The 25,707-nt window shown below is 57.3% G+C and carries 20 protein-coding genes; 5 read left to right on the top strand and 15 right to left on the bottom strand.

Features of this window, described 5'->3' with window-relative positions:
- Positions 1-41: 41 nt before the first annotated feature.
- Both J5441_05700 and spoIID read right to left on the bottom strand, forming a co-directional pair.
- Positions 42-1,475, bottom strand: a complete 1,434-nt coding sequence (locus tag J5441_05700; protein MBO4934641.1) for an adenylosuccinate lyase — start codon at positions 1,473-1,475, stop codon at positions 42-44.
- A gap of 88 nt (positions 1,476-1,563) precedes the next feature.
- Positions 1,564-2,559 carry a stage II sporulation protein D gene (gene spoIID, locus J5441_05695; GenBank protein MBO4934640.1) on the bottom strand — a complete coding sequence of 332 codons (996 nt, stop codon included), beginning with the start codon at positions 2,557-2,559 and terminating at the stop codon, positions 1,564-1,566.
- A gap of 110 nt (positions 2,560-2,669) precedes the next feature.
- On the opposite strand from spoIID, the gene J5441_05690 reads away from it, so the two are divergent.
- Genes J5441_05690 through J5441_05680 form a run of 3 tightly spaced genes read left to right on the top strand, consistent with a single transcriptional unit; the run spans position 2,670 to position 6,777 of the window.
- Positions 2,670-4,043 carry a citrate synthase gene (locus J5441_05690; protein MBO4934639.1) on the top strand — a complete coding sequence of 458 codons (1,374 nt, stop codon included), beginning with the start codon at positions 2,670-2,672 and terminating at the stop codon, positions 4,041-4,043.
- 40 nt (positions 4,044-4,083) lie between these two features.
- On the top strand, positions 4,084-4,884 hold the full coding sequence (locus J5441_05685; GenBank protein MBO4934638.1) for a hypothetical protein: 801 nt from the start codon (positions 4,084-4,086) through the stop codon (positions 4,882-4,884).
- 18 nt (positions 4,885-4,902) lie between these two features.
- Positions 4,903-6,777 (top strand): beta-N-acetylhexosaminidase, encoded by a 1,875-nt coding sequence (locus J5441_05680; GenBank protein MBO4934637.1) that lies wholly within the window; start codon positions 4,903-4,905, stop codon positions 6,775-6,777.
- Between the two features lie 82 nt (positions 6,778-6,859).
- Here J5441_05680 and J5441_05675 read toward each other — a convergent pair whose 3' ends face one another.
- The 3 genes from J5441_05675 to J5441_05665 all read right to left on the bottom strand — a co-directional run bounded on the left by J5441_05675 (position 6,860) and on the right by J5441_05665 (position 12,274).
- The gene (locus J5441_05675; protein ID MBO4934636.1) at positions 6,860-7,753 is read right to left on the bottom strand and encodes a helix-turn-helix transcriptional regulator; all 894 of its coding nucleotides are present in this window, start codon (positions 7,751-7,753) and stop codon (positions 6,860-6,862) included.
- A 14-nt stretch (positions 7,754-7,767) separates the two neighbouring features.
- Entirely contained in the window at positions 7,768-9,408 is a 1,641-nt protein-coding gene (locus tag J5441_05670; protein ID MBO4934635.1) for a ribonuclease J, read from the bottom strand.
- A gap of 607 nt (positions 9,409-10,015) precedes the next feature.
- Positions 10,016-12,274, bottom strand: coding sequence for an NTP transferase domain-containing protein (locus tag J5441_05665; protein MBO4934634.1), 2,259 nt, complete (start codon positions 12,272-12,274; stop codon positions 10,016-10,018).
- Positions 12,275-12,402: 128 nt separating this feature from the next.
- On the opposite strand from J5441_05665, the gene J5441_05660 reads away from it, so the two are divergent.
- Both J5441_05660 and J5441_05655 read left to right on the top strand, forming a co-directional pair.
- Positions 12,403-13,398 (top strand): tyrosine recombinase XerC, encoded by a 996-nt coding sequence (locus J5441_05660; GenBank protein MBO4934633.1) that lies wholly within the window; start codon positions 12,403-12,405, stop codon positions 13,396-13,398.
- A 2-nt stretch (positions 13,399-13,400) separates the two neighbouring features.
- Entirely contained in the window at positions 13,401-14,156 is a 756-nt protein-coding gene (locus J5441_05655; GenBank protein ID MBO4934632.1) for a TVP38/TMEM64 family protein, read from the top strand.
- Between the two features lie 98 nt (positions 14,157-14,254).
- Here the strand turns inward: J5441_05655 and J5441_05650 are convergent, their stop codons facing one another.
- From J5441_05650 to J5441_05605, 10 genes are all read right to left on the bottom strand, one after another.
- Positions 14,255-15,607 carry a hypothetical protein gene (locus J5441_05650; GenBank protein ID MBO4934631.1) on the bottom strand — a complete coding sequence of 451 codons (1,353 nt, stop codon included), beginning with the start codon at positions 15,605-15,607 and terminating at the stop codon, positions 14,255-14,257.
- Positions 15,597-16,151 (bottom strand): sigma-70 family RNA polymerase sigma factor, encoded by a 555-nt coding sequence (locus J5441_05645; protein ID MBO4934630.1) that lies wholly within the window; start codon positions 16,149-16,151, stop codon positions 15,597-15,599. The genes J5441_05650 and J5441_05645 overlap by 11 nt, the downstream gene beginning before the upstream one ends.
- Before the next feature lie 142 nt (positions 16,152-16,293).
- On the bottom strand, positions 16,294-17,274 hold the full coding sequence (gene galT / locus J5441_05640) for a galactose-1-phosphate uridylyltransferase (protein MBO4934629.1): 981 nt from the start codon (positions 17,272-17,274) through the stop codon (positions 16,294-16,296).
- Positions 17,267-20,104, bottom strand: coding sequence for an excinuclease ABC subunit UvrA (uvrA, locus tag J5441_05635; protein MBO4934628.1), 2,838 nt, complete (start codon positions 20,102-20,104; stop codon positions 17,267-17,269). The genes galT and uvrA overlap by 8 nt, the downstream gene beginning before the upstream one ends.
- Positions 20,104-22,068, bottom strand: coding sequence for an excinuclease ABC subunit UvrB (gene uvrB, locus J5441_05630; protein ID MBO4934627.1), 1,965 nt, complete (start codon positions 22,066-22,068; stop codon positions 20,104-20,106). Before uvrB ends, uvrA begins: the two co-directional genes overlap by 1 nt.
- A 148-nt stretch (positions 22,069-22,216) precedes the next feature.
- Positions 22,217-22,822 carry a hypothetical protein gene (locus tag J5441_05625; protein MBO4934626.1) on the bottom strand — a complete coding sequence of 202 codons (606 nt, stop codon included), beginning with the start codon at positions 22,820-22,822 and terminating at the stop codon, positions 22,217-22,219.
- Positions 22,823-22,926: 104 nt separating this feature from the next.
- Positions 22,927-23,613, bottom strand: coding sequence for a hypothetical protein (locus J5441_05620; protein ID MBO4934625.1), 687 nt, complete (start codon positions 23,611-23,613; stop codon positions 22,927-22,929).
- A gap of 36 nt (positions 23,614-23,649) precedes the next feature.
- Positions 23,650-24,255, bottom strand: coding sequence for an LPXTG cell wall anchor domain-containing protein (locus J5441_05615; protein ID MBO4934624.1), 606 nt, complete (start codon positions 24,253-24,255; stop codon positions 23,650-23,652).
- Between the two features lie 35 nt (positions 24,256-24,290).
- A complete protein-coding gene (locus tag J5441_05610) occupies positions 24,291-24,845 on the bottom strand; it encodes a hypothetical protein (protein MBO4934623.1) in 555 nt (184 codons plus the stop codon).
- 182 nt (positions 24,846-25,027) lie between these two features.
- Positions 25,028-25,702, bottom strand: coding sequence for a hypothetical protein (locus J5441_05605; GenBank protein MBO4934622.1), 675 nt, complete (start codon positions 25,700-25,702; stop codon positions 25,028-25,030).
- Positions 25,703-25,707: the final 5 nt, after the last annotated feature.

The following is a 25,707-nucleotide window of genomic DNA, read 5'->3' as shown; positions in this document are numbered from 1 at the left end:
AAGCAATAGCTTCAAGCCGTTGTTTTTTTATTCGTACAGCGTCACACGTTTATCTCGACGTCGACCGCTTCGAAACCCGCGTTCGCGTCCAGCGCCGCCTTGACGGGACCCGCGAGGAAATCCTCCGTCTGCTTCTCGGCGAGACCGGTGAAACCGCCCGCGTCGAGGATTCCGTCAAGCTCTTCGCGCGTCAGCCCGAAGGTCGCGTCCGCGAGGATGCGCTCGAGCAGGTCGTTTTCGCCGCCGTTCAGCTTGACCTGCTCCGCCGCGGCGACGGAGTGAAGGCGTATCGCCTCGTGAAGCCGCTGGCGGTCTCCTCCCTTGCGGGAAACGCAGTACATAAGTATGTTTTCTGTCGCCATAAACGGCAGTTCCTCTTTGAGGTGCTTTTCCATCATCTTCGGATAGACCTTCAAACCGGAAACGACGTTGATATACAGCGCGAGGATCGCGTCGACGCACAGGAACGCTTCCGGTATCGCGATGCGTCGGTTCGCGGAGTCGTCGAGCGTGCGCTCGAGCCATTGCGAAGCGGCGTTTATCGCGGGGTTGGTCAGATCGCAGATGCAGTAACGCGCAAGCGAAGCGATGCGTTCGCTGCGCATCGGGTTGCGCTTGTACGCCATCGCGGAGGAGCCGACCTGCCCCTTCTCGAACGGCTCGTCCACCTCTTTCAGATGCGAAAGCAGGCGGATATCGTTAGAGAACTTATGCGCGCTCTGCGCGATGCCGGAAAGCACCGAAAGCAGCGCGAAATCCGCCTTGCGCGTATAGGTCTGGCCGCTGACGGCGTACGCGGAGTCGAAGCCGAGCTTCGCGACGATGCGCTTCTCGAGCTCCTCTACCTTCGCAGCGTCGCCGTCGAACAGCTCGAGGAAGCTCGCCGCGGTTCCGGTGGTACCCTTGCAGCCGAGCAGCTTCATATTCATTACAGCGAAGTCCACCTGCGCGAGATCCATCAGCAGATCCTGCAGCCAGAGCGTCGCGCGCTTGCCGACGGTGGTCGGCTGAGCAGCCTGAAAATGCGTATACGCGAGCGTCGGAACGCCCTTGTACTTCTCCGCGAACTCCGCTACCGCTCTTATCGCCGCGAGCAGTTCGCGCTTTATCAGCAGCATCGCCTGCCGCTGAATGATAACGTCGGCGTTGTCGCAGACGTAGCAGGACGTCGCGCCGAGGTGGATTATCCCCTTTGCGTTCGGGCATTTCTCTCCGTAGGTGTGGACGTGCGCCATAACGTCGTGGCGGACTTCCTTCTCCTTGGCGGCGGCGAAGTCGTAGTCGATATCGTCAATATGCGCCTTCAACTCGGCGATCTGCGCGTCGGTTATCGGCAGTCCGAGCTCCTTTTCGCTCTCCGCGAGCGCGATCCAGAGCTTTCGCCACGTCGCGAACTTAACGTCGTCGGAAAAGACGCGCTTCATTTCCTTCCCCGCGTAGCGCTTGCAGAGCGGGCTTTCGTAATACTCGTGCATTTTCATTCCCCTTTCGCGTTCAAGGGTTTTTCTCAACTACTATATGATACTATTTTTCGCCGCGTATTTCAATAGAAAATGCAAATAATTATTCCGCTTTTTCGGCGGGCTCGTATCGCTCGGCGATCACCGTGCCCGGATAGTAGTGATAAAGTATATCGCGGTAGCCGCTGCCCGCGAGCGCCATCGCCTGCGAACCGGTCTGACTCATGCCGACTCCGTGGCCGTAGCCCTTGACGGTGAAAGTGAAAGCTCCGTCCGCGTGCGCGATCTCGAAGCAATTCGAGCGCAGCGAGAACAGCTTGCGTATTTCGCCGCCGGTGAAGGTCTTATCCCCCGCCGTTACGGCGCGGACGTAGCCGCTTTCCGCGCGGTCGGTCACGGTCAGCCACTCTTCCGGCGCGTCGGGAAGCGCGCAGTCCGCGAGCTTCTCCTTCACCTCCGCGTCGGAAAGCGTTACGGTCGACAAAAAACCCTTTTCGTTTTCGTCCCAACTGCTGTCTACACTCTGCAGATACGGCACGTCGTTGCCCCAGACGTCCCTGCACGCCGCCGTTGAGCCCGCCGATATCGAATAGAATACCGTCAGCGCGGGTTCGCCTTCGTACAGCAGCGTTTCGCCGTAGACGGCGCGGACTGCGTCCTCGACGCGAGCGCGGTATTCATCGTATTTGCTCCCCCACATCTCGCGCTGCTCTTCCTCGCTTTTCCAGCTCTTGCAGTGGGCGTAGTTCGTGCAGACGTGAGCGCCTTTGTGCTCGTTTTCGGCGTAACCGGGGTGCGCCTCGGTGTACTCCTTCTTGCGTATCGCGTAGGTATACGCGGCGACGGCGTTCGCCTTCAGCGCCTCCGGCTCGTAGGTCGCGGGCACCTCAGCAGCGACGACTCCGACGACGTAGTCGAAGGCGTCAAGCAACATGACCTTGTCCGTTTTATGGTTATAGACCTTCAGTGTGTCTCCCCACGCAGGCGGCGAAGCGGCTTCCCCCTTCTCCGCGGACGCGGCGCCCGGCCGCGAAACGAAAAACGGCACCGCGAACAGCACCGCGGCGTAACAGAAACAGACGGCGAGTATCCTTTTCATTGCTTTTTCCTTTCAAAAAACGGATTTCCGTGGTAATTTTTTGTTGACTGTTGCGATAATAAGTAGTAGAATAAATGTGTATAATCATACACGCACAAGGAGCGACCCTTATGGCAGAAAGAAAACCCCTGCTGTCGGACGACTACATAGAGACTCTATGCGGCGAACACGACAAATATAACAACATCGACGTTGAACGCTACGCACGCGACAACTACCGCATCAAGCGCGGACTCCGCAACAGCGACGGTTCCGGCGTCGTCGCCGGCGTGACGAACATCTGCAACGTCCACGGCTACGTCATAAACGAAAACGAGAAAGTTCCCGAGGAAGGCAAGCTCATATACCGCGGCATCGACGTCAATGAACTCGTCGCGGGCGCGAGAGCCGACGACCGTTTCGGCTTCGAGGAGACGGAATACCTCCTGCTGATGGGCTCCCTGCCCACACAGAAGCAGCTCGACGATTTCCGCGCGGCGATAGACGAGTGCCGCGAGCTTCCGCACGGCTTCATCGAGGACGTGCTTATCAAGACCCCCAGCCGCAATATAATGAACAAGCTGGAAAGCGCGATACTCAACCTATACTCCTACTGCCCGAACCCCGACGACGTCAACCTTGAAACGCTGCTCCGTCAGTCGATCGAAATAATCGCGAGGGTGCCTACGATCGTTTCATACGCCTACCAGTCCAAACGCAGGCATTACGACAACCAGAGCATGTATCTGCACCCGATACCGAAGAACCTCTCCACCGCGGAATGCCTGCTGACCTTCCTGCGCCCCGATATGCACTTCTCCGAGGAAGAAGCGACGCTGCTCGACGTCTGCCTGATGCTTCACGCCGAGCACGGCGGCGGCAACAATTCCACCTTCGCCTGCAGAGTGCTCTCCTCCTCCGGAACCGACACGTACTCCGCGATTTCCGCGGCGGTCGGCGCGCTCAAGGGCTTCAAGCACGGCGGCGCGAACCTCAAGATCACGGAGATGATGGACTATATCAAGTCCGGTGTCTCCGACTGGAAAGACGACGAAGAGGTGCTCGAGTATCTTAAAGGAATCCTGCGCCACGAAAAGGGCGACGGCAGCGGCCTCATCTACGGAATGGGACACGCCGTATACACCCTCTCCGACCCGAGAGCCGTGCTGCTCAAGAAGTACGCCTCCTCCCTCGCGGAGAAGAAGGATATGCTCGACGAGTTCAAGCTCATCGAATCCGTCGAACGCCTCGCGCCTACGGCCTTCGCCGAGGTCAAGCAGAACGACAAACCCATATGCGCCAACGTCGATATGTACAGCGGCTTTGTCTATACGATGCTCAACCTGCCGCGCGAACTCTTCACGCCGATATTTGCAACGGCGCGTATCGCCGGCTGGTGCGCCCACCGCATCGAAGAGATAACCGTCTCCAACAGAATAATCCGTCCGGCGTATATGTCAGTACTGAAAAAAGCCCCTTACACCCCCCTCTCGGAAAGAGGATAACGCATCCGCCGCGCACGCGGCTCAAATCGGAGGAAACAATATGAGAAAATCCCTCGTCATAGCAACGCCCGTCTTCTGCGTTGCCGGAACTGTTCTACGCCTGCTCTCGCTGAGTGACGATTCATTTCCGCACGTGATGCTCGGAGGACAGAAATTCACCTTTGCGGCGCTGATTTCGATACTCGCGATAGTATTCGCAGTCGTCGTTATGATACTTACGCGCAAGGATAACGGCGGCGAAACGGTCGCCCCGAAAGCGTCGGGCGCAGTGCTTTTTGCCGCCGCAATCGCTTTCGGCTTCGACGCAGTGCAAAAGGTGCTGGAAAACGTCCTCTCCGACACGCCGTTTGACGCGTTCGCACTGCTGCTCGGAGTGTTCGAATTCATTTCGGCGATAGTAATAGTCATCTTTGCGTGTCAGATATTCACCGGCTTCGACTTCAAATACAAACTCTCGCTGCTGCTTGCGCTGATCCCGCTGATCTGGCTGCTCGTCAAGCTCGCGTACGAGTTTCTCGGATACACGCGCGTCGCGAATATATCCGCCCACTATTACCACGTGCTGATGACGGCAAGCACGGTGATGTTCCTGCTCTATTTCTTCAAATCGACCGCAAAGGGCTTTACGGCATCGACCGCGGTGGTCGTCGGGCTTTCGCTGCCCGCGGCGCTGTTTTCCTGCATGACCGTCATTCCGGCGGTTGCGGAAGCGGTCACCGATAAAAACGTTTCGTTCTTTGAAGCCGTTTCCGGCTTTGATTTCGCCTGTCTGCTCATCGCAGTCTTCGCGGTACTCGTATCCGTAAAACTTGCATTCAAACAAAAAAACGCAAACGACTGAGTCGAGAGGAGGCTCACTTTGAAGCTTGACATTTCAGCGCTTCCCGAAGAACTCCGTTCCCCCGCCGCCGAGCTGCTCGGCATACTCAAAATCGAAGAATCGGCGGACGCTCTCAAGCTGACCGCCGAAAAAACCGAAACGCGCGGGCTGTCCGTAAAGCGCGAAGGCGGCTCCGCCGTCGTCGCGTACTCCGAGCCCGCGTTTTTCTTCCGTGCGCTCGGACTGCTTGCCGAAACGGACGGCGACTGCGAAATCAGCGAGACTCCGCGGCACAAGTCCCTCGGTCCTATGCTCGACTGCTCGCGCAACGGCGTGCTGACTGTGTCTTCGCTCAAAAAAATGATCCGCCACATCGCTCTGATGGGGCATAATATGCTGATGCTCTATACCGAGGACACCTACACGCTCGACGGCGAGCCCTACTTCGGCTATATGCGCGGCAGGTATTCCCATGCGGAGCTGCGCGAGATCGACGCATACGCATGCCGCTTCGGACTCGAGCTTGTTCCCTGCATCCAGACGCTCGCCCATCTCGGCGAGGTGATGAAGTGGGAAACGTACAACCCCGTCTGCGATATATTTGACATCCTGCTGGTCGACGAGCCGAAAACCTACGAACTTATCGAAAAGATGATACGAACCTGCTCTGAGGACTTCTCGTCCCGCCGCATACACGTCGGTATGGACGAGGCGTGGATGGTCGGTCAGGGAAAGTATAAGGAACGTCATGGGATTGAGGTAAAGTCCTCGATAATGCGCAAGCACCTGAAAAAGGTCTGCGACATATGCGATAAATACGGACTCTCGCCGATGATGTGGAGCGATATGCTCTTCAACTGCGACGCGGACGGCAACCCGCGCAGCAGATACGACACGGCCGCTTCCCTGCCCGCCGATATACACGACGTTCCGCCGAAGAATATGACTCTCGTCTACTGGGATTACTACAACGGCGACAAGCGCATATACGACGGCGTTATAGAGATGCACCAAAAGTTTGACAACCCCGTCGCCTTCGCAGGCGGCGCGTGGAAATGGGTAGGCTTTGCGCCGCTGAATCACTACAGCTTCACCCGCAGCAAGCCTGCGATCGCAAGCTGCTTCGAGCACGGCGTGGATGACATTCTCATAACCGCGTGGGGCGACAACGGCTGCGAATGCCCCTTTTTCGCCGTGCTGCCCGTCTTCCAGCTATACGCCGAAGGGTGCTTCACCGGCGACGTAAGCGAGGAACGCGCTGCGCGCCGCTTCCGCACCTGCGTCGGCGGCGAGATGCAGGACTTCATGATGCTGGATATGCCGCAGCTGCCCGCCGGCAACTTCGACAGCCCGACAGACCTCAATCCCGCGAAGTATCTCGTCTACGGAGATCCGTTCATCGGGATGGCGGATAAGCATATCGGCGCCGACTATCCGGAGACCTATGCGAAGTACGCGCAGTATCTCTCGTGCGCCGCAGACCGCAACCCCGAATGGCGCTACATTTTCGACAACTCCGCCGCCCTCTGCCGCTACCTTTCCGAAAAGCTCGGCCTCGCGCTCAAACTTAAACCGGCGTACGACTCCGGCGACAAAGCCGAACTGAAACGCCTGCGCGACGGCGAAATCGAGGCGGCGTTCGCGGCGTTCGAGCAGTTTTTCGAGACCTTCCGCACACAGTGGTATACCGAGAGCAAGACCTTCGGATTCGAGGTCGAGGACCTGCGCCTCGGCGGACTGCGCAGCCGCTTCATAACTATGATGCGCCGCATTGACGAATACCTCGACGGCAAGCTCGATGAGCTGCCGGAGCTTAATGAGGAACGTCTCCGTCTCGACTGCCGCGGAGACGGCGAAAAGCCGGATATCCACTGCAACAAGTGGGTCTTCGCCGCGACGGCGAACCCGGTGTGATAAAATAGCGTATAATACAGCCCCTCGCCTGCGAAAACCGGCGAGGGGCTGTTGCTTTTTCAACTTGTTATCGGTTCGGCGCTCATTCGCCGTATGTACGCTTTTTTCCGCCTCCGATGGATTCCGCCGCCAAAAGCGTCTTGCGGTAGCGTTCGGGAGACTCTCCCGTCTTCTTCTTGAAGTTGCTGTAAAACGTTCCGGTATTGGTGAAGCCGCATTTTGCTATGACGTCCTGCAAAGTCGCCTTCTCGTCGCGGAGCAGAACGCAGGCGTAGTTTATGCGCTTTGATACGATAAAATCCGAGATGTTTACGCCGGTCCGGCTTTTGAAAACGCGGGAAAGATGTTCCCTCGTCTTGCCAGACAGCGCGACTATCTCTTCAAACGGGAGCGTAAACACCTGCGGCTTACCGATCAACTCGTAGTAGTCGTTGAACCAGTCCGGCGCATCCGCAAAACGCGCCGCGGGCTTGTTGCCCCTGACTACGAACGAATAATAGAGCCTTGCGGCAAGCAGGCGCGTGACGTTGAGATGGTCTACAGCCGAAACATCGTCCGACTGATTGAAGTCCTTCATCTCGCGTATTATCTTATCGCACTGGATGTCGTCAAGCTTAAAAACCGGCGGTATGCCCGAAGCCTCGTATGCCTCGAACGCCTGCTGCTCGTTGAGAAGCCGTTTCACGGAATCATAATGCACGCTTCCTATAAACGCCGTGTAACACTCGATATGCTGCTTCGCGGAGCCTTCGCGCCATTCCTGCGGGAACTCGCAAAGATCGGTATCTCTCAGAAAGACGATCGTTCTCTCTTCGACCGTCACGTTCTCTCCGTTTACCGATAGCTCCGCGCCGCCGCGGGCGAAAAAGAGTATCCTGTGGCTGTCGGCCGCATACTGATCCCAGCATTTCATTACATCGTCAGGCACTGCGCAGAAAAACAGTATAAGCCTGTCGTTATTTGATATTTCCGCCATAAATACTTCCCCGCTTATACCCTTGCGATGACCGGAATGATCATCGGCGTGCGCTTGCTCTGTTTGAATATCGCCTTCGAAAGCTCGTCGCGCACAACGGTTTTCAACGCATTGTAGTCGTGGACGCCTATCGTCGCGTTGCGCGTTACGCATTCGACGACAAGCTCCTTGAGCTGCCCGAGCAGCTCCTCAGACTCGCGCATATAGACGAAGCCGCGGCTGATTATCTCCGGCTCGCACATCAGATATCCCGTCTGCTTGTCGACGGAGACCGCGACGACGATGAGACCGTCCGACGCGAGCTGCCTGCGTTCGCGCATAACTATCGCGCCTACGTCGCCGACGCTCGTGCCGTCCACGAAGACGCTGCCGGTCTGAACTTCGCCTTTGATAACGGCGGAGTCGGGCGTCAGCTCGATCACCTTCCCGTTATCGGCGATGATTATGTTCTCGGTCGGTATGCCCATGCTTTCGCCGAGCATCTGCGCCTTTTTCAGATGCTTGTATTCGCCGTGCACCGGGATGTAGAACTTCGGCTTTACGAGTCCGAGCATAAGCTTGAGCTCCTCCTGGCAGGCGTGGCCGGAGGTGTGCACCTCCGCGAGCGATTCGTAGACGACCGAGCAGCCGAGCTTCATCAGCTCGTTGACTATGTTCGTGACGAATTTCTCGTTGCCGGGGATCGGGTTGGAGGAAAGCACGATCAGATCGTCCTCCGAAACAACTACCTTGCGGTGGTCGGAATACGCCATTCTGTAAAGCGCAGACATCGTTTCGCCCTGGGACCCGGTGGTGATTATCACCGTCTGATCCTTCGGATACTTATCAAGAGCGTTTATATCGAGCAGGACGCCCGCGGGCAGCTTGATGTAGCCGAGCTGTTCGGCTATGGCGGTCACGTTGACCATGCTCCTGCCGGAAAGCGCGACCTTTCTGCCAAGCGCGGCGGCGATGTCGATTATCTGCTGCACGCGGTAGACGTTCGAGGAAAACGTCGCGATTATGATACGCTTGCCCTCGGCGTTTTTGAAGATGTTTTCGAGCGACTGACTGACGCGGCGCTCGCTCATCGTATAACCGGGGCGTTCGGCGTTCGTGGAATCCATCAGCAGTGCGAGGACGCCCTCGTTTCCGAGGTCGCCGAAGCGCGCGAGGTCTATCATTTCGCCCTGCGTCGGGGTGGTGTCGATCTTGAAGTCGCCGGTGTGGACGAGCGTTCCGACCGGAGTCTTTATCGCAAGCGCGACGGCGTCCGGGATCGAGTGGTTGACGGTGATGAACTCGACTTCAAAGCAGCCGAGCTTTATGACGTCGCCCGCCTTTACGGTGTTCATATTGACTTTGCCCTTCAGCCCGTGCTCGACGAACTTCGCCTCGATGAGCCCCTGCGTCATTCTGGTGGAGTAGATAGTCGTATCCAGCTCCTTCATCAGATAAGGCAGGCCGCCGATGTGGTCTTCGTGGCCGTGGGTGATGATTATGCCGCGGATCTTTTCGCGGTTGTTGAGAAGATAGGTAAAGTCGGGGATGACGACGTCTATGCCGAGCATATCCTGATCGGGAAACTCGAGCCCTACGTCGACGATTATCATATCGTTCTCATACTCGAATACGTACAGATTCTTGCCGATCTCGTGCAGTCCGCCGAGCGCCATGATCTTCAGCGGCGACGCGGACTTTTCGGCCTTGCGGTTCTTCTTCCGCTTCGCGGAAGGCGCGGGCGCCGGCAGGATCTGCGCCGGTGCCGCTTCCTGCTGCGCGGGAGCGGGTTTTTCGGCGCGCCTGCGGTTTTTCTTCGCGGCTTTCGGCTCGGGCTTGGGCGGTTCCGGCTTCGGCTCGGGCTGCTGCTTTTTCGCGCGCGTCTTCGCGGGCTTGAATGGTATCTCGACCACCCTGCCCTCGCGCTTTTTCAGCGGAATAGGCGCGGAATCGGTGCCGGGAAGCCCCGCCTGCGTTTTTTTGGACGCGTTGAGTTTTTCCATGAACGCCGCCTTGTCCGCGGCGTCGCGCGCCGCCTGCTTTTCGGCGGCGGTCATACGCTTCTTCGCGCCTTCGATGCGCTGTTCGGTTTTTTTCTTGGATTTGCTGTTGTTCAAAAATGTACCTCCGGATTTTTCATACCAAAACATACCTTTCCTTTCGGAAAAGTATTATGAAATGATTTGATTTTTTATGTTACCCGCCTTTCGCTGACGGGAAAAAGATCTATGTTTCGGAGCCGCATCTTGCATACTCCGTACGCCCGAGTCCGTATGGATTATATCATCCGGAGGGGGTATTGTCAAGTTCTTTTTTGATTTCGCGTATCCGCCCGATAACCTCCGCGCCCAGTTCCCGCGCGGCTTCGACGGTGTTTGCCTCGGCGACGAGACGCAGCTTCCGGCCGCGATCGGACGGCTTGACGGTGCAGACCGCGCCTCCGCGGCGCAGGTCGATCCCCTCGGCGGACACGGTGAAGCCGGCTTCTCTTTCGCCAAGCAGACGGATCAGCATTCCGCCGTTACGGCCGCCGCAGTCCTCGGAAAGCTCCGCGACCGCGAAGTCGGGTACGGAGGCGAAAAAGTCGGCGGCGCGCTGCTTTCTGTCGGCGAGCGATTTCAGCAGAAACGCGCAGCCGAAGACCGCGTCGTCGAGAACGCGCAGGCGCGCGGCCTCTCTGCGCGAAACGTCGTCGCTTTTGTCCGGCGGGCACGCCATTCTGATACGCGGCTCGCACCCGAACTGACGAATAGCATCCGCGAGCGTTTTCGGCGTTTCCGGCGGGAGCGGAACGCGCTTCGCTCCGCCGACGGCAAGCATAAAGCATATTCCGTAAAGCAGGCGGGAACACGTGATCTCCTCCCCTTCCTCGTCGACGAGCGACGCCGACGAGCCGTCCGCCGATATACGCGCGCGGACGCTGCCGCCGACGGTGAATACCGACGAAAACAGCCGCCCAAACGCCTGCTCAGGCGAGCTGACGGTTACGGGGAACGGCGCCCGGTACTTCTCAAGCTCGCGCGCGTAGTCGCTGAAGACCGCTGAGTCAGTTTTCGCCTCGCGGCATCCGGCGCGGGAGAACTCGCCGCGGCGGTACGCCGATTCGAGCTTTCGTGCTAGCTCACGCGCGGGCGGCAAGCCGAGTCCGTCGCGGACGGCTATTCCCGTCTCCGTGACCGCGAGCCCGAGCTTCACTTCCCTGTCCGCGACGCCGAAGGAAAAGACGTTCAGCGGCAGCACGCCCATATCGACCGCTTCCGCGCCGCTGCCGAGCAGACCCGCTGCAAGCGCGGACTTTATCACGCCACCGCCCTCGCAGCCGTCGCAGGAGACGGCGACGGAACCGCCCTTCAGCGCCGTCGCAGCCGCCGCGCCGATACGCGCGGCGTATTCCGGAGTGATATCCGCGCCTATCGTTCCGGCGATAAGCCCGTTTTCGATAAGGCCGCCGCCGGAAACGCCTTTGACGACGTCGGAGTAGACGCCGGAGTTCGGCTCGATGCGCTTTCCGGGCCATATGCGGACGTTAGGCGAAACGACCGAGCCCTCCGAAAGCACGCTGCCCGCGCCGAGCACGCTGCCGTCGTACATCGCGGCGTCCGCCTTCACGACGCAGCCGCCGCAGACGAGCGCTCCGCGCAGCGCGGCGCGTTTGCCGATATAGCTGCCGGCGCCTACGACGCTGTTGCGTATGCTCGCGCCCGCGGCGATACGGCATCCGTCGCCTATGACCGCGTATTCGCCCACGGAAGCGCCCGGCGCGATGCTGACGTTTTCGCCTATCAGGACGGGCGGTTTAACGCCCTCGCGGCGCGGCGGCTTCGCAACGCCGAACTTCACCCTGCCGTCAAGCAGGTCGAACTGCGCCGAAACGTAGGTCGCGATATCGCCTATATCCAGCCAGTAGCCGTCTTCGACGTATCCGTACACTTCAAGCCCCTTTTCGAGCATCAGAGGGAAAAGTTCCTTGCCGAAATCAAACGGCTTTCCCTCGGGAACAAGCTTCATAGCTTCGGTTGACAATACGTAAACGCCTGTGTTGACAAGGTCGGTCAGCGCCTGCGCCCAGTCGGGCTTCTCAAGGAAGCGCGTGACGCGCCCGTCCGCGTCCGTCATGACGAGCCCGTATTCGAGCGGATTCGGCATCCCCTTCAGCACGATTGTCGCCGCGCCGCCCTTCGCTTCGTGGTATTCGCGTATCTTGCCGAGGTCGAAGTCGCAGAGCCCGTCGCCGCTTATTACGAGGAAGTCGCCGCCGAAGTCCGCGGACGCGCGTTTCACGCTCCCCGCCGTGCCGAGCGGCTCGTCCTCGACGAAGTAGCGCAGTTTGACTCCGTGCGCCTCGCCGCCGAAGTGTTCGCTTATCGCCTGCGGCATATACATCAGCGTGACCGCCGCTTCGCCGAAGCCGTGCCGCGCGAGAAGCTCCAGCGTGTAGTCCATCACCGGCCTGCCGCAGAGCGGCGCCATCGGCTTCGGCATATCACAGGTCAGAGGTCTGAGCCGCGTCCCTTCCCCGCCCGCCATAATAACTGCTTTCATACGCTTTTTCCTTTCAAAACATTCTACGCAGTTATTATTGCCTGTTTTTATGCGCTTTAATTCTTGAAAATCACAAAAGCCTATGATATAATAACAAAGTGATTTTGTATAATTGAAAGGAGAAAGGCATGGTCGGCAGGGTTTACAGCGACGCGCCGGAGCTCGTGCGCAAATATCTCAACTATCTGACTACCGTCAAGGGCAAATCGAACCTGACGGTCAGCCAGTATTATACCGACTTAAAGCTCTTTTTCCGCTTCATGAAGCACTACCGCGGGCTGACGGACAAGCCCTTCGACGAAACGGATATCGCGGATATAACCGAAGACTTCATAAAGGGCGTGACCTATTCGGACATCCTCGAATTCATCACCTTCACCGCAGTTGAACGCAGCAACCAGGCCGCCGCGCGCGCCCGCAAGTGCTCCGCGATACGCGGCTTCTACAAATACCTGCTGCATAACGGCATGATCGCGGACAGCCCCGCCCGCGAGCTTGAAACGCCGAAGCTGAAACGCGCGCTGCCGAAATACCTCACCGTCGACGACAGCGTCAACCTGCTCGACGCGGTGGACGGGCCCTACAAAGCGCGCGACTACTGCATGATAACGCTTTTCCTCAACTGCGGAATGCGACTGAGCGAGCTTGTCGGGATAAACGTCAGCGACGTCAAGGACGACTTCCTCACCGTGACCGGCAAGGGCAACAAGCAGCGGACGCTATTCCTCAATCAGATGTGCCGCGACGCGATAAACGACTACCTCCCTACCCGCCCCGTCAACGGCGTGAAGGATAAGGACGCGCTCTTTCTGAGCCGCCTCGGGCGGCGCATAAGTCCGAAGACCGTTCAGCACGTCGTCTACACGGCGCTCGACCGCGCCGGACTCGGCGGCAAGCACCTTTCCGTCCACAAGCTGAGGCACACCGCCGCTACGCTGATGTACCAGAACGGCGCGGACATCCGCGTGCTTCAGGACGTGCTCGGGCACGAAAGCCTGAGCACGACGCAGATATACACCCACGTGCGCGACGAGCAGGTGCAGGCGGCGATGGAAAGCAACCCGCTCGGCAAGGCGAAGCGCCGGGCAGACACGAAAAAGCGCACCGAAGACAGCGAGGACTGAATATGGAAAAACGGGAAACGCATCTTTCCCCAAAAGCGAAAAAGATAATAACGATAGTCTCGATAGCGGTGATGATCGCGTTTTTCGCGGCGACAGCGTGGTTTGTCGGCCGGCCGATGCTGCGCTTCGTCAAGGAGCCGGAGCAGTTCCGCGAATGGGTGAACGCGCACGGCTTCGTCGGCAAGCTCGCCTTCATCGGGATGCAGGTGCTCCAGGTCGTCGTCGCGATAATACCCGGCGAGCCGCTGGAGCTCGGCGCCGGCTACGCTTTCGGCGTTTTCGAAGGGCTCGCGCTCTGCCTTATCGGCGTTTTCATCGGCGGCGCGCTGATCTTCGCCTTCACGCGCTATTTCGGTATGAAGGCGGTGGAAGCGTTCTTCCCGAAGGAGAAGATAGAGTCGGTAAAGTTCCTGCAGAACGAGAAGCGGCTTGAGCTCATCGCGTTCATACTCTTTTTCATCCCCGGCACGCCGAAGGACCTGCTCTCATACGTCGGCGGTCTGACGCCGATAAAATGGCACAGGTGGCTGCTGATAACCACGTTTGCGCGGATCCCTTCGATCATCACCTCCGTCGTCGCCGGCAACGCGCTCGGCGTGAAGGACTACACCCTCGCGATAGTCGTTACCTCCGCGACGCTCGTCATCAGCGCGGTAGGACTTATAATCTACGGCGTGATAACGAAAAAACGCCGCGACAAAGCGAGGACGCAAGAATCGCAAGCGGAAACGCAGGAGCATATCGACGACGCGGTCTGATAACACGCAGTAAAACGCCCCTCACGGTCGTGAGGGGCGTTTTGTTTTTTCGGTTGTTACGCGAGGCGAAAACGGGAAAGGAAATAACGCCTATATCGCTATATCACACAGTAATAATAAGTAGTATACCCTTCCACGTCATTATCAGCCCACCAAGTCGAACCGTAATAAGACGGGTAAATCGTTATCTCAAACGCCGCGTATACTTTTTCGCCGCGCGATTCGACGATTTCAGTCCCAAGCACATACAGTCTGTTGTTTGATTTATTCAATTCCGCAAGTTTCGCTTCTATTTTCGCCCTTGCCGCTTCAATACGGTCTCTTGAAACATACTGCGAAGCGTCCCTGACGACGTGGATCTCCTGCAATCCGCCCGTTTCGTCAAGCGCTACCTCTATCGATCCTTTTGGCGTTTTGATATCAACGAATATCCTGCCGGTGCTGTCCTGTATTGCCGAGCTTTCCGCGCGCGAAATATCCCCCATATTCAGCGAGCTGTTCGCCGCTACTCTGATACCGACCGCTCTCGCCTCTTCAAGCGTTATGCGTTTTTCATAAACGTTGTGCCAATCGGCTGATTTGTAGGATTTCAGTTCGGCGGAGCCCTCAAACATCGTTATACTGTTCCCTGCTTCGTCACAGTAGCAGTCAACGACGTATGATGACGTTTCGCCCTTCAGATCGCGCGCTTTATTGGTAACGATCACATCCGACTTACTGTATGAGAAAGTAACGGGCTTTCCGTCGATACTATACACCACGTCCTCTGTAACGTCTTTTGTGATTTCTCTGATATTATCGCTTCCCGATAATCTTATTCTGTCAAAAACTCTTCTGTTTTCTTCGCCGATCCCATCGGATTTATCGTATAACCTATTCTTGACGCCGTTGAATACGTAGTATTTTACTCCGTCTTCAACTATGATTTCCGGCTCTTTGAATTGCGCCAGTGCGATTTCTTTCAATTCTTCGTCTGTAAGCAATTCGATCTTAAACTTCTGACCGTCGCGGATAACATACATATCATCGCCGTCATACCCCGCGATGAGCGCCGGATCAAAGGTGTCTTTTCTCATTCTTATAGTGCCGCCGTATTCGCCTTCGGAACTGTATATGATCTCCGGCGCGGCGGTGCTTTCGTCGCTGCTTTCGTCGCTGCTTTCGTCGCTGCTTTCATCAGACGACACAAATCCGGAAGATGCGTTGAGCGGTTCCTGGCGGCCGAGATTCAGGTCGTTTTCGGTGACCGAGCCGATAGTTCCCGTCACGTTCAGCGTGATGAGCACGCCGCCGGCGATAACGGCTATCGCGACCACCGCGGCAGCCCATTTCAGCCACGGCTTCTCCGCAAATACGGACGTTTTCGCCTTTTTCTGCGGCTGCGTGTCGGCGGCTTCGATAAGGTCGTCGTCGATGTTCCCTATTGCGTTTTTTATATTATCAATATTCATTGTAACCTTCCTTCCTTAAATATACGGCGAGGCGTTCGCGCACGCGCTTGAGCGTCATTTTCACGTTGCTCTTGCCCAAACCGAAGCGCTTTGAGATCGCGTCTATACTGTCGTAATACCAGTATCTGCGGATAAAAACGTTTCTCTCGGTCTCGCCTTCGGATCGTAGAAAAGTCGAAATAAGCTGCGTGAGCTCCCGTTCTCCGATATCTGCGGCGCCGCAGTCGGCGACCAGCCCTTCCAGCTCGTCGAGCGAAGCAAGGGAGACGGGGCGGCGCTTCTGCGCGTTGTTCCGCCGCCATCGGTCGACGGCGAAGTCGCGCGTCAGCTTGCCGAGGTAGGTTTTCAGGTTCTCCGGCCGCTGCGGCGGGATGCTTTCCCACGCCGCGAGCAACGCGTCGTTCAGGCATTCCTCCGCGTCGCGCTGATCGCCAAGCACGTTCCGCGCTATATACAGGCAGTATGCGCCGTACGCCTTCTCCGCCACGGCGGGTGCGGACTCGTCGCGGTCGAGAAACAGCCTGACTATTTCTGCGTCGCTCACGCTTTTCCTCCTCTCTTCGTATTCGCTTTCTGAAAGACTCTTTCACCTATATACCCGCAAAACGCGCGGGAAAGGTCACAATTATTGCCGATTTTTGTAAATAAAAGCTCCCCTTTCGATTCGAAAGGGGAGCTTTATACATTTATCTCTTTGAGTCGGCTTCAAGGAAGCGTTTATAGGCGGCGCGGAGCTCCTCCGCTTTTTCCTCCGGCGCTGTGGGGTTGCAGTGCGCCCACGCGCCCGTTTCGCTGGACGCGTTGAACTTCTGCTTGACGTCCGAGCGCATCGGCGGGAAGAATTCGACGTGGAAGTGGAAGTATCCGCTCGTGTCGCCGCTGTTGACCGGCGCGTTGTGCATACACATCATATACGGGAAGTTCGTGCCGAAAAGCGAATCGAGCGTTCCCGAAACGCGGCGTATCGTCGCGCCGAGCGCGAAGCGCTCTTCCGCGGTGAACTCCGTGATATCGCCCTTGTGCGCCTTCGACATAATATAGACGCCGTAAGGGTATTCGCAGAAAAACGGCAGGAAAACGGTGAAATATTCGTTCTCGAAGATTATACGTTTCTGCTCTTTGACTTCGTTCTCGATCAGGTCGCAGTAGAGGCATTTGCCGGTCTGCTCCTTGTGCTCCTTCGCGCTGTCGAGCTCGAGGCAGAGCTTTTTCGGCATAAATGAATAGCCGTAGATCTGGCCGTGCGGGTGCGGCATCGTGACGCCGACGACTTCGCCTCTGTTCTCGAAGATGAAGACGTACTTTATGCGCTCGTCGGCTTTCATCGCGTTGAAGCGCTCTACCCACAGGTCGACGAGCTTGAGCATATGCTCGTCTGTCAGCTCGCGGATCGGCTTGGTATGGTCGGGCGAATACAGTATGACCTCGCATTTGCCGTACGCTTCCGCGGTCTTGAAGAAGTCGGTCGCGACGGGGTCGGGAGTCGGCGGAGTCTGGCTCAGCGCCGGGAAGTCGTTGGGGTACATATAGACGTCGTAGTTATCCGGAACCTTGCCGGAGCCGGGACAGAAGGGGCAGTCGTTTTTCGGCATCTGCGGCCTGTTCTGTCTGTTGGACGCGATCATTACCCAGTCTTTGATAAGCGGGTGCCATCTGAGTTCAGCCATTTTTCTTTCCTCCAAATAATATGTCTTTCAGGTATTCGCCTGTGTATGAACCTTTAGTTTTCGCGACCTGCTCGGGAGTGCCGCAGGCGACGAGCTCGCCGCCTTCCTCCCCGCCCTCGGGCCCGAGGTCGATAATATAGTCGGCGGATTTGATTATGTCGAGGTTGTGCTCGATGACGACGACGGTATTGCCCGCGTCGACGAGCCGCTGCAGGACTTCAACGAGCTTCTGCACGTCCGCGGAGTGCAGGCCGGTGCTCGGCTCGTCGAGGAAGTAGATCGTCTTGCCGGTGGCGCGTTTCGCGAGCTCGGTGGCGAGCTTCACGCGCTGCGCTTCGCCGCCGGAAAGCGTCGTGGCGGGCTGCCCGAGCTTGATGTAGCCGAGGCCGACGTCGGAAAGCACCTGCAGCTTGCGCTTTATCTTCGGCAGACTGTCGAAGAAGGCGAGCGCTTCGTCCACCGTCATTTCGAGCACGTCGTGGATGCTCTTGCCCTTGTATTTCACCGCGAGCGTTTCGCGGTTGTAGCGTTTGCCCTTGCAGACGTCGCAGGGGACGTAAACGTCCGGCAGGAAGTGCATCTCGATCTTCACGATGCCGTTGCCCTCGCACGCCTCGCAGCGTCCGCCGCGGACGTTGAAGGAGAATCTGCCCGCGCTGAAGCCGCGTTCCTTCGCGCCCGTCGTTTCGGCGAAGAGCGCGCGGATGTCGTTGAAAACTCCGGTGTAGGTCGCGGGGTTGGAGCTCGGCATTCTGCCGATGGGGTCCTGATCTATGTTGATGACCTTGTTGAGGTGTTCCCTGCCGAGGATGTCGTCGCACTTGCCGCCCTTCTGCTTCGTGCGGTTGTATTCGGCGCTCAGATGCTTGAAGAGTATTTCGTTGACGAGGCTCGACTTGCCGGAGCCGGAAACGCCGGTCACGCAGGTGAACGTGCCTATGGGTACGTCGACGTTGATGCCTTTCAGGTTGTTTTCGCGCGCGCCGACGACGGTAAGCTTTTCGCCCGTGCCTTTGCGGCGCTGCTTCGGTACGGGGATGCTCTTTTTGCCGCTCAGGTACTGGCCGGTGACGGAGCCTTCGCACTTCATTATCTCCTCCGCCGTACCCTGCGCGACGAGGCGGCCGCCGTCCGCGCCCGCGCCCGGGCCTATGTCGATTACCATATCCGCTTCGCGCATCGTTTCCTCGTCGTGCTCGACGACAATCAGCGTGTTGCCGAGGTCGCGAAGGCGTTTGAGCGCGTCGAGCAGCTTGCGGTTGTCGCGCTGGTGCAGGCCGATGCTCGGCTCGTCGAGGATGTAAAGCACGCCCATCAGCGAAGAGCCGATCTGCGTGGCGAGACGGATGCGCTGGTTTTCGCCGCCCGAAAGCGTCGAAGCGGCGCGTGAAAGAGTGATATATCCCAGCCCGACGTTTTTCAAAAAGCCGAGGCGGGACTTGATTTCCTTGATTATCATGCCGGCTATCTTCTGCTCGCGTTCCGTAAGCTGCAGCCGCTCGAAAAAGTCGAGCTCGCGCTCGATGGAAAGCGAGGTCAGCTCGTATATGTTCACGCCTCCGACGGTGACGGCGAGGATCTCCGGCTTCAGACGCGCGCCGTGGCAGCTTTCGCACGGGACGGCGCTCATGCAGCTCTCGATCTCCGAACGCGACCATTCGCTCTGCGTTTCGCGGTAGCGGCGCTCGAGGTTGTTTATCACGCCCTCGAAGTCGGAAAGATAGGTGCCGTGGCCGTATTCGTTGATGCGTTCGATGACGATGCGCTCGCCGCCGGTGCCGTAAAGCAGCGCGTTTATCGCGTAGCGCGGCAGGTCTTTCACAGGCGTATCGAGCGAGAAACCGTAGTGCTTCGCGAGGCCGTTGAAGTACATCGTGCAGATGCTGCTGCCGCCGTAGTTCCAGCCGCTCGCCTTTATCGCGCCCTGCGCGACGGAGAGGTCTTTATCCGGTATTATCAGGTCGGGGTCGAGCTTCATGAAGACGCCCAAACCGGAGCATTTTTCGCATGCGCCGTAGGGGTTGTTGAAGGAGAACATTCGCGGCGTGAGCTCCTCCAGCGAGACGTTCTCGTGGTCCGGGCAGGAGTAGTTCTGCGAGAAGAGTATCTCGCCGTCGTCCGTTGACGCGGCGACGAGCCCTTCGCCCATGCGGAGCGCGGTCTCGACGGAGTCCGTTATTCTCCCCTTGACCTCGTCGCGCACGATCACGCGGTCGACGACGACGTCTATGCGGTGCTTGACGTTTTTGTCAAGCGTGATGCTTTCGCCGAGGTCGTACATTATGCCGTCCACGCGGACGCGGACGAAGCCCGCCTTCGACGCGGCTTCGAGCAGCTTCTGGTGCTCGCCCTTGCGGTTGCGGACGATGGGCGCGAGTATCATCAGGCGCGTGCCGTCCGGGTACGCGAGGATGCGGTCGACGATCTGGTCGACCGACTGCTGCTCGATCACCCTGCCGCAGACCGGGCAGTGCGCGACGCCGATATTGGCGTAAAGCAGGCGCAGATAGTCGTATATTTCCGTTACCGTTCCGACGGTGGAACGCGGGTTTTTCGATGTCGTTTTCTGGTCTATGGATATCGCGGGAGAAAGCCCTTCTATCGTGTCGACGTCGGGCTTGTCCATCTGCCCGAGGAACTGCCTTGCGTATGACGAAAGCGACTCGATATAGCGCCTCTGCCCTTCCGCAAAGACCGTATCGAACGCGAGACTGGATTTTCCGGACCCCGAAACGCCGGTGACAACTACGAACTTATCACGCGGTATTTCGACGTCTATATTCTTGAGGTTGTGCTCCCTCGCGCCTTTTATGATTATCTTGTCGGTCATTAGCCCTCTCCGTTTTCGATGCTTCTTATCTTATCGCGAAGGAACGCCGCGTGCTCGAATTCAAGCAGCTTCGCCGCCGCCTTCATCTCCTTTGTGAGCTGTTCGACGAGGCGGGCGCGCTCCTTCGCGGAAAGTCTGCGGACGTTGATGTTCTCGGTCTTCTCCTTCGTGGAGATCTCGATTATGTCGCGGACGTCCTTTTTTATAGTCTGCGGAATTATGCCGTTCGCGGCGTTGTACGCCGCCTGTATGCCGCGGCGGCGGTCGGTCTCGCGGATGGCGTATTCCATCGCGGAGGTGACCTCGTCGCCGTACATGATGACCTTGCCGTTGGCGTTTCGCGCGGCGCGGCCGATGGTCTGTATGAGCGAAGTGCCGCTGCGCAGGAAGCCCTGCTTGTCGGCGTCGAGGATCGCGACGAGCGAAACTTCGGGGATGTCGAGGCCTTCGCGCAGGAGGTTTATGCCGACCAGTACGTCGAATTCGCCGAGGCGCAGGTCGCGGATTATCTCCATTCGCTCGATCGTGTCGACATCGTGGTGCAGGTATCTGACCTTGATGCCGAGCGTTTCCAGATACGCGGAGAGGTCCTCCGCCATCTTCTTCGTCATCGTCGTGACGAGGACGCGCTCCTGCGCTTCGATGCGCGCGTTTATTTCGCCGACGAGGTCGTCGATCTGATTCTCGGTCGGGCGGACGGAGATCTCCGGATCGAGCAGGCCGGTCGGGCGGATTATCTGCTCCGCGACGGCGGAGGCACGTTCCAGCTCGTATTCCGCGGGCGTCGCGGAAACGTAAATTATCTGGTTGAGGCGCTCGTTGAACTCCTTGAAGTTCAGCGGGCGGTTGTCGAATGCGGACGGCAGGCGGAAGCCGTATTCGACGAGCGTTTCTTTGCGCGCGCGGTCGCCGGCGTACATCGCTCTGACCTGCGGCACGGTGACGTGCGATTCGTCCACCATGAGCAGGAAGTCGCTCGGAAAGTAGTCGAGCAGCGTGAACGGCACGGCGCCCGGTTCCCTGCCCGCGAGCACGCGGGAGTAGTTCTCGATGCCGTTGCAGAAGCCGGTCTCACGCAGCATTTCGATATCGTACATCGTACGCTGCTCGATGCGCTGCGCTTCGATGAGGCGGTCGTGCGCGCGGAAAAACTCGACGCGTTCGCGCATTTCCTCTTCTATGCGGCGCAGCCCCTCCTCGCGCTTCTCGTCTGAAACGATGTAGTGCGACGCGGGATAGATGCCGGCGTGGTTCAGTTCAGCCTTCACCTTGCCGGTCAGGACGTTTATCTCGGTCAGGCGTTCGACCTCATCGCCGAAAAGCTCGACGCGGATCGCGGTGTCGGTGTTGTACGCGGGATAAATCTCCACGACGTCGCCGCGGACGCGGAACTTGTTGCGGACGAAGTTGATATCGTTTCGCTCGTATTTCAGCGAAACGAGCTTGCGGATAAGCGCGTCGCGATCCCACTTCATGCCCGGGCGCAGCGAGATTATCATGTTGCGGTAGTCGATCGGGTTGCCGAGCGTGTAGATGCAGGAGACGGATGAAACGACGATCACGTCGCGCCGCTCCGAAAGCGAGCAGGTCGCGGAGTGGCGGAGCTTGTCGATCTCGTCGTTTATCGCGCAGTCTTTTTCGATATATGAGTCGGTCGCGGGGATGTACGCTTCCGGCTGGTAGTAGTCGTAATACGACACGAAGTATTCAACGGCGTTATTCGGAAAGAACTCCTTCAGCTCGCTGCAAAGCTGCGCGGCGAGCGTTTTGTTATGCACGAGCACAAGCGTCGGGCGGTTCACACGCGCTATGACGTTCGCCATCGTGAAGGTCTTGCCCGAGCCGGTGACGCCGAGCAGCACCTGCTCGCGAAAGCCCTTCTCTACTCCGCTCGCGAGCTTGTCTATCGCCTGCGGCTGATCGCCGGTCGGCTTGTATTCGGAAATGAGCTGAAATCTATCCACGCGATCACCCCGCAATCTCTCATAGTAACATATTGTATATTATACCACGAGGTTTTGAAAATGAAAAGTGAAAGATGAGAAATTGCGCCGGTTTTTCGCGTAACAAAAACCGGCGGCCTTACGGCCGCCGGTTAAAGCAACTATTTGATTACGGATTAGTGGAAGGCGGATCGGGCGGATCGGAAAGGGTTATTGTGCCGGCAGCAGCCACGTTGATAATCTTGTTATTTGCCAGCGCATCATTACCGGAATACGTTCCCCAGAGAGGAATGAATTCGACAATTATCGCTTTTTCTGTAATAATCTTGATATCGCGAAGCGTTGTGATATCGGCGTTTGCCGCATTCGCTTTTGCGATTTGCTTTGAATAATACGTACCAAGGACCGTTGTCGGAGCTTCTTTATCCTTGATTACGATTTTACAATATCCGGACGACGTTGCTGTTATTTCGGTTTTAATCTGTAGTCTTACCGAGTAACCCTCATCTTTATCCGCATCAGGAAGTATTGTAAACTCGTAAATATGAGGATCGGCAGCAGTCGCAGTAACGCTTTCCGTCGTTGTCGTCGAGTTTTCAGTCACCTGCTTCGTCGCCGTGATAGTCAGGTCATAAGTGGCGGTCGAGAACGTCTTCGTATTGGACTTCGCCGTATCCGAAAAGAACGCTCCGGCAGATATGGAGATGGCGCACAAGCATAGTAATATCAGGCATATTGACAGTGTCATTTTTTTGGTAAAAACCTTTTCAGACATTATCGCCTTTTCTCCTTTCAAAGCCACTTTTTAACGACGGTGCACGGCAGGCGCTGCGCAAAGAGGCGTTTTATCAAGATTCAAGCGCTCGGCGCTTGCGGTTATCAAAGCTGGTCGATGGTTCCCTTCTGCGAAGCGAGCACGGTCACGCCGAGGTTGACGGTCGGCTGAGTATCGCCGACGTAGTTGGCGACGTTGCCGACGTCCTCGGGCATATAGACGACAATGGCGGCGTACTTCGTTTCGTTGACGTCAAGGGACGCGCTGTTGCTGTTGTAATGATTGAGCTCTTCATAATCGTCCATATCCAGCGCCGCTATGTTGCGCGCATCCGGACGACCGCCGACCGCGTTCACCGCGGCGGTCAGATCGGTAAGGTTGTTGTCGACAAGAACACCGAACTTCAGATACGACGGAAGATGTATCACGTTGCCAAGCGAATTTCTGCCGTCGACCCAGCTGTTGGCCGTGACGGAAAGCTTGAAATCGACCGGGATGCTGCCGAGATTCTCGACTTTTATATAAACGACCTTTGTATATCCGGGCTCGTAAAGCGCCTGATCGTCGAACAAATCCGTAGTCGTCGGCAGGAGCTCTCTGAAATCGTAAGTCGGGTTGGGAACGAGGCTGTAATATGATACTCTGATATCGGCGACGCCGATGATGAACTGATTGCGAACGTCGGTCACGGTGTCCGTGAACCACGCCAGCGAGGCGCCGGCGCCGAGGAGGCTCCACAAAATAAGCAAAGCGATGCTTACGCAAAGAGCTGTCTTTGTCGCTTTCTTCATTCTAAGTTCCTCCCAAAAAATACTGTGTTAAACAAATTACTTCTTACGCTTGAAAACAACAAGCAGGATCGCTATGAGAACAAGCGCAGCGCCGCCCGCGATGAACGGCCACACCGGCAGCCCTTCGTCGCCCGTGTTCGGCTCTTCGACGGGGATCTCTTCGACTTTGAACTCCCAGTCTATGTAGCCGATGGCGCCCCTGAACTCGTTTCCGATAGTCGCCGGAACGTCGAGCTGAACGGTCAGATCGGTTTCGCCGCCGGAATGCAGCGTCCCGAGCAGAACCCAATCCGTGAGTCCGTCGGTCTGATCCGCAGGCGCGTCAAACAACGTCTTGTCGGAGCTCTCGATAACCTTCATGGAAAGCTGGGAAAGGAAGTCTTCGGTTCCCTCCTGCGCTCCGAGCGAACGCATATAGATCTTGACGTCGACCTTTTTATCCGCGGTGTTGCGGACGGTTATCTTCTGCGTGAGACTGTCACCCGGCATTACGTTTTTGAGATCCGGGAAAAGGTCCGTGGGCGAATACTCGCTGCCGGGCGCGAAGACGAACTCCTTAGCGTTGCCGTCGTAAACGACCTCGCCGTTATAGGCGAACGCGGGTACTGCGCCTGCAAGCAGGAGCGCGGCAACTATCAACATTGCAAAAAACTTCGCTGTTCTTTTCATCAGCCGCCTCAACTTTCTTCGGGCCAACCAACGGCCTCAAACGGAGTGTCGGCGTTGTTCTCGCTCTGTACGACGAAGGTCTTAACGGTGACGGTCAGGATGGAGCCTATCTGCTCCTTCGTGATCTTTTCGCCGACGACCTCGACCTCCTTGAACAGAGGCTCGGTCACGCCGTAGCCGGGAACTGCCTTGTTGTAATAGTAATATCCGTCTTCCATATACGTCCAGTTGACGGTGTCGGTCTCGATGGCGAGGCACTCCTCGGGCGTGAGCTCGACGTTGTCGGAGCCCTTGACAAGCTTGACTCTGACGTAGAACGGATGCTCGGATTTGTTAGCAACCTTGACGATCTTGCTTACGATATCGCCGGGCATGACGTATACGCCGCCCTCAGGGAAGTCGTCGCCGGTGGCGGTCGTTTCGATAACTTCCGACGGGATGTCGCCGAAGGTTATGACGTTACGCGCCGTACCCGTTACGGTGTAATACGCGACGGTGTCAAAGGACAGCAGGGACATTATTAACATCAGAAACGCAATAAAGCATAATTTTACTTTTGCCATACGCTTCCTCCTTAAAAACTGGGACAAATCTTTCCTGGCGGACAAAGGGTTTGAGTCTTCAAGCCCTTTGTTCGCCGCTCGAACTTTTGCGGATTCGAGCGGACTGAATCTCGAGATTAATTTTGTGTTTTGCTATTCAAAACGCATGTCATGCTACGTTAAGAAACACGGGGAAAAGTTGGTTACGCGCCCAGACGTGTGAACGCGTCCTTCGCGGCGAGCGCGACGGTGGCGTAATCGTCAGGATTGACGATGTTTCTCGTCTGGACAGCGTCAGCCTTGACCTTCAGGTCAAGAGAGACGACACCGCTGGCGGTGGTCATCTCGACGTCAGGAACGTTGAAGCCCTTGAACACGTCTTCGGTAGCCTCATCGGGAGCCAGAATCTTATTGTAGTAATAAGTGGCGGTAAGGCCGTCGGCGGAAACGCCGTCGAACACGAAGTTGGCGTCAACATCCTGGAGGTAGTCGTTCAGCTTGAAGTCAGGAACCATCGCGGCCCACGCGGCAGCGTCATCGGGAACCAGCGTTACGGTAATTCTGATGTATTCATCATAAGCGCCGGTGTTGACAGCCTTCGGCTCCTTCGACAGGAAGTCGCCGGGAAGTATGCCGTCATACTGGAGTCCGGTGGGATTGCCGTCGGTGTCTGTTATAACGGTCGGCACGACGTCGCTCGTGGTATCGTCAACAGACTCCTGCACTTCAACGGAGAAATCGGGGTCACCGTTCTGATCAGAGGACACGATGAACTTATTGACCTTCTCCTGCGAATCGCTGTACCACGCCAAAGTGCCTACCGACAGAATGGAGATGATAGCAACAATAGCTGCAACGACAAGAACCTTTTTCTTCATACAGT

The organism is Clostridia bacterium (genome assembly GCA_017620395.1).
GTDB lineage: Bacteria > Bacillota > Clostridia > Oscillospirales > RGIG8002 > RGIG8002.
The sequence above is the reverse complement of the archived record's forward strand: the minus strand, read 5'-3'. Positions and strand labels throughout refer to the sequence as shown.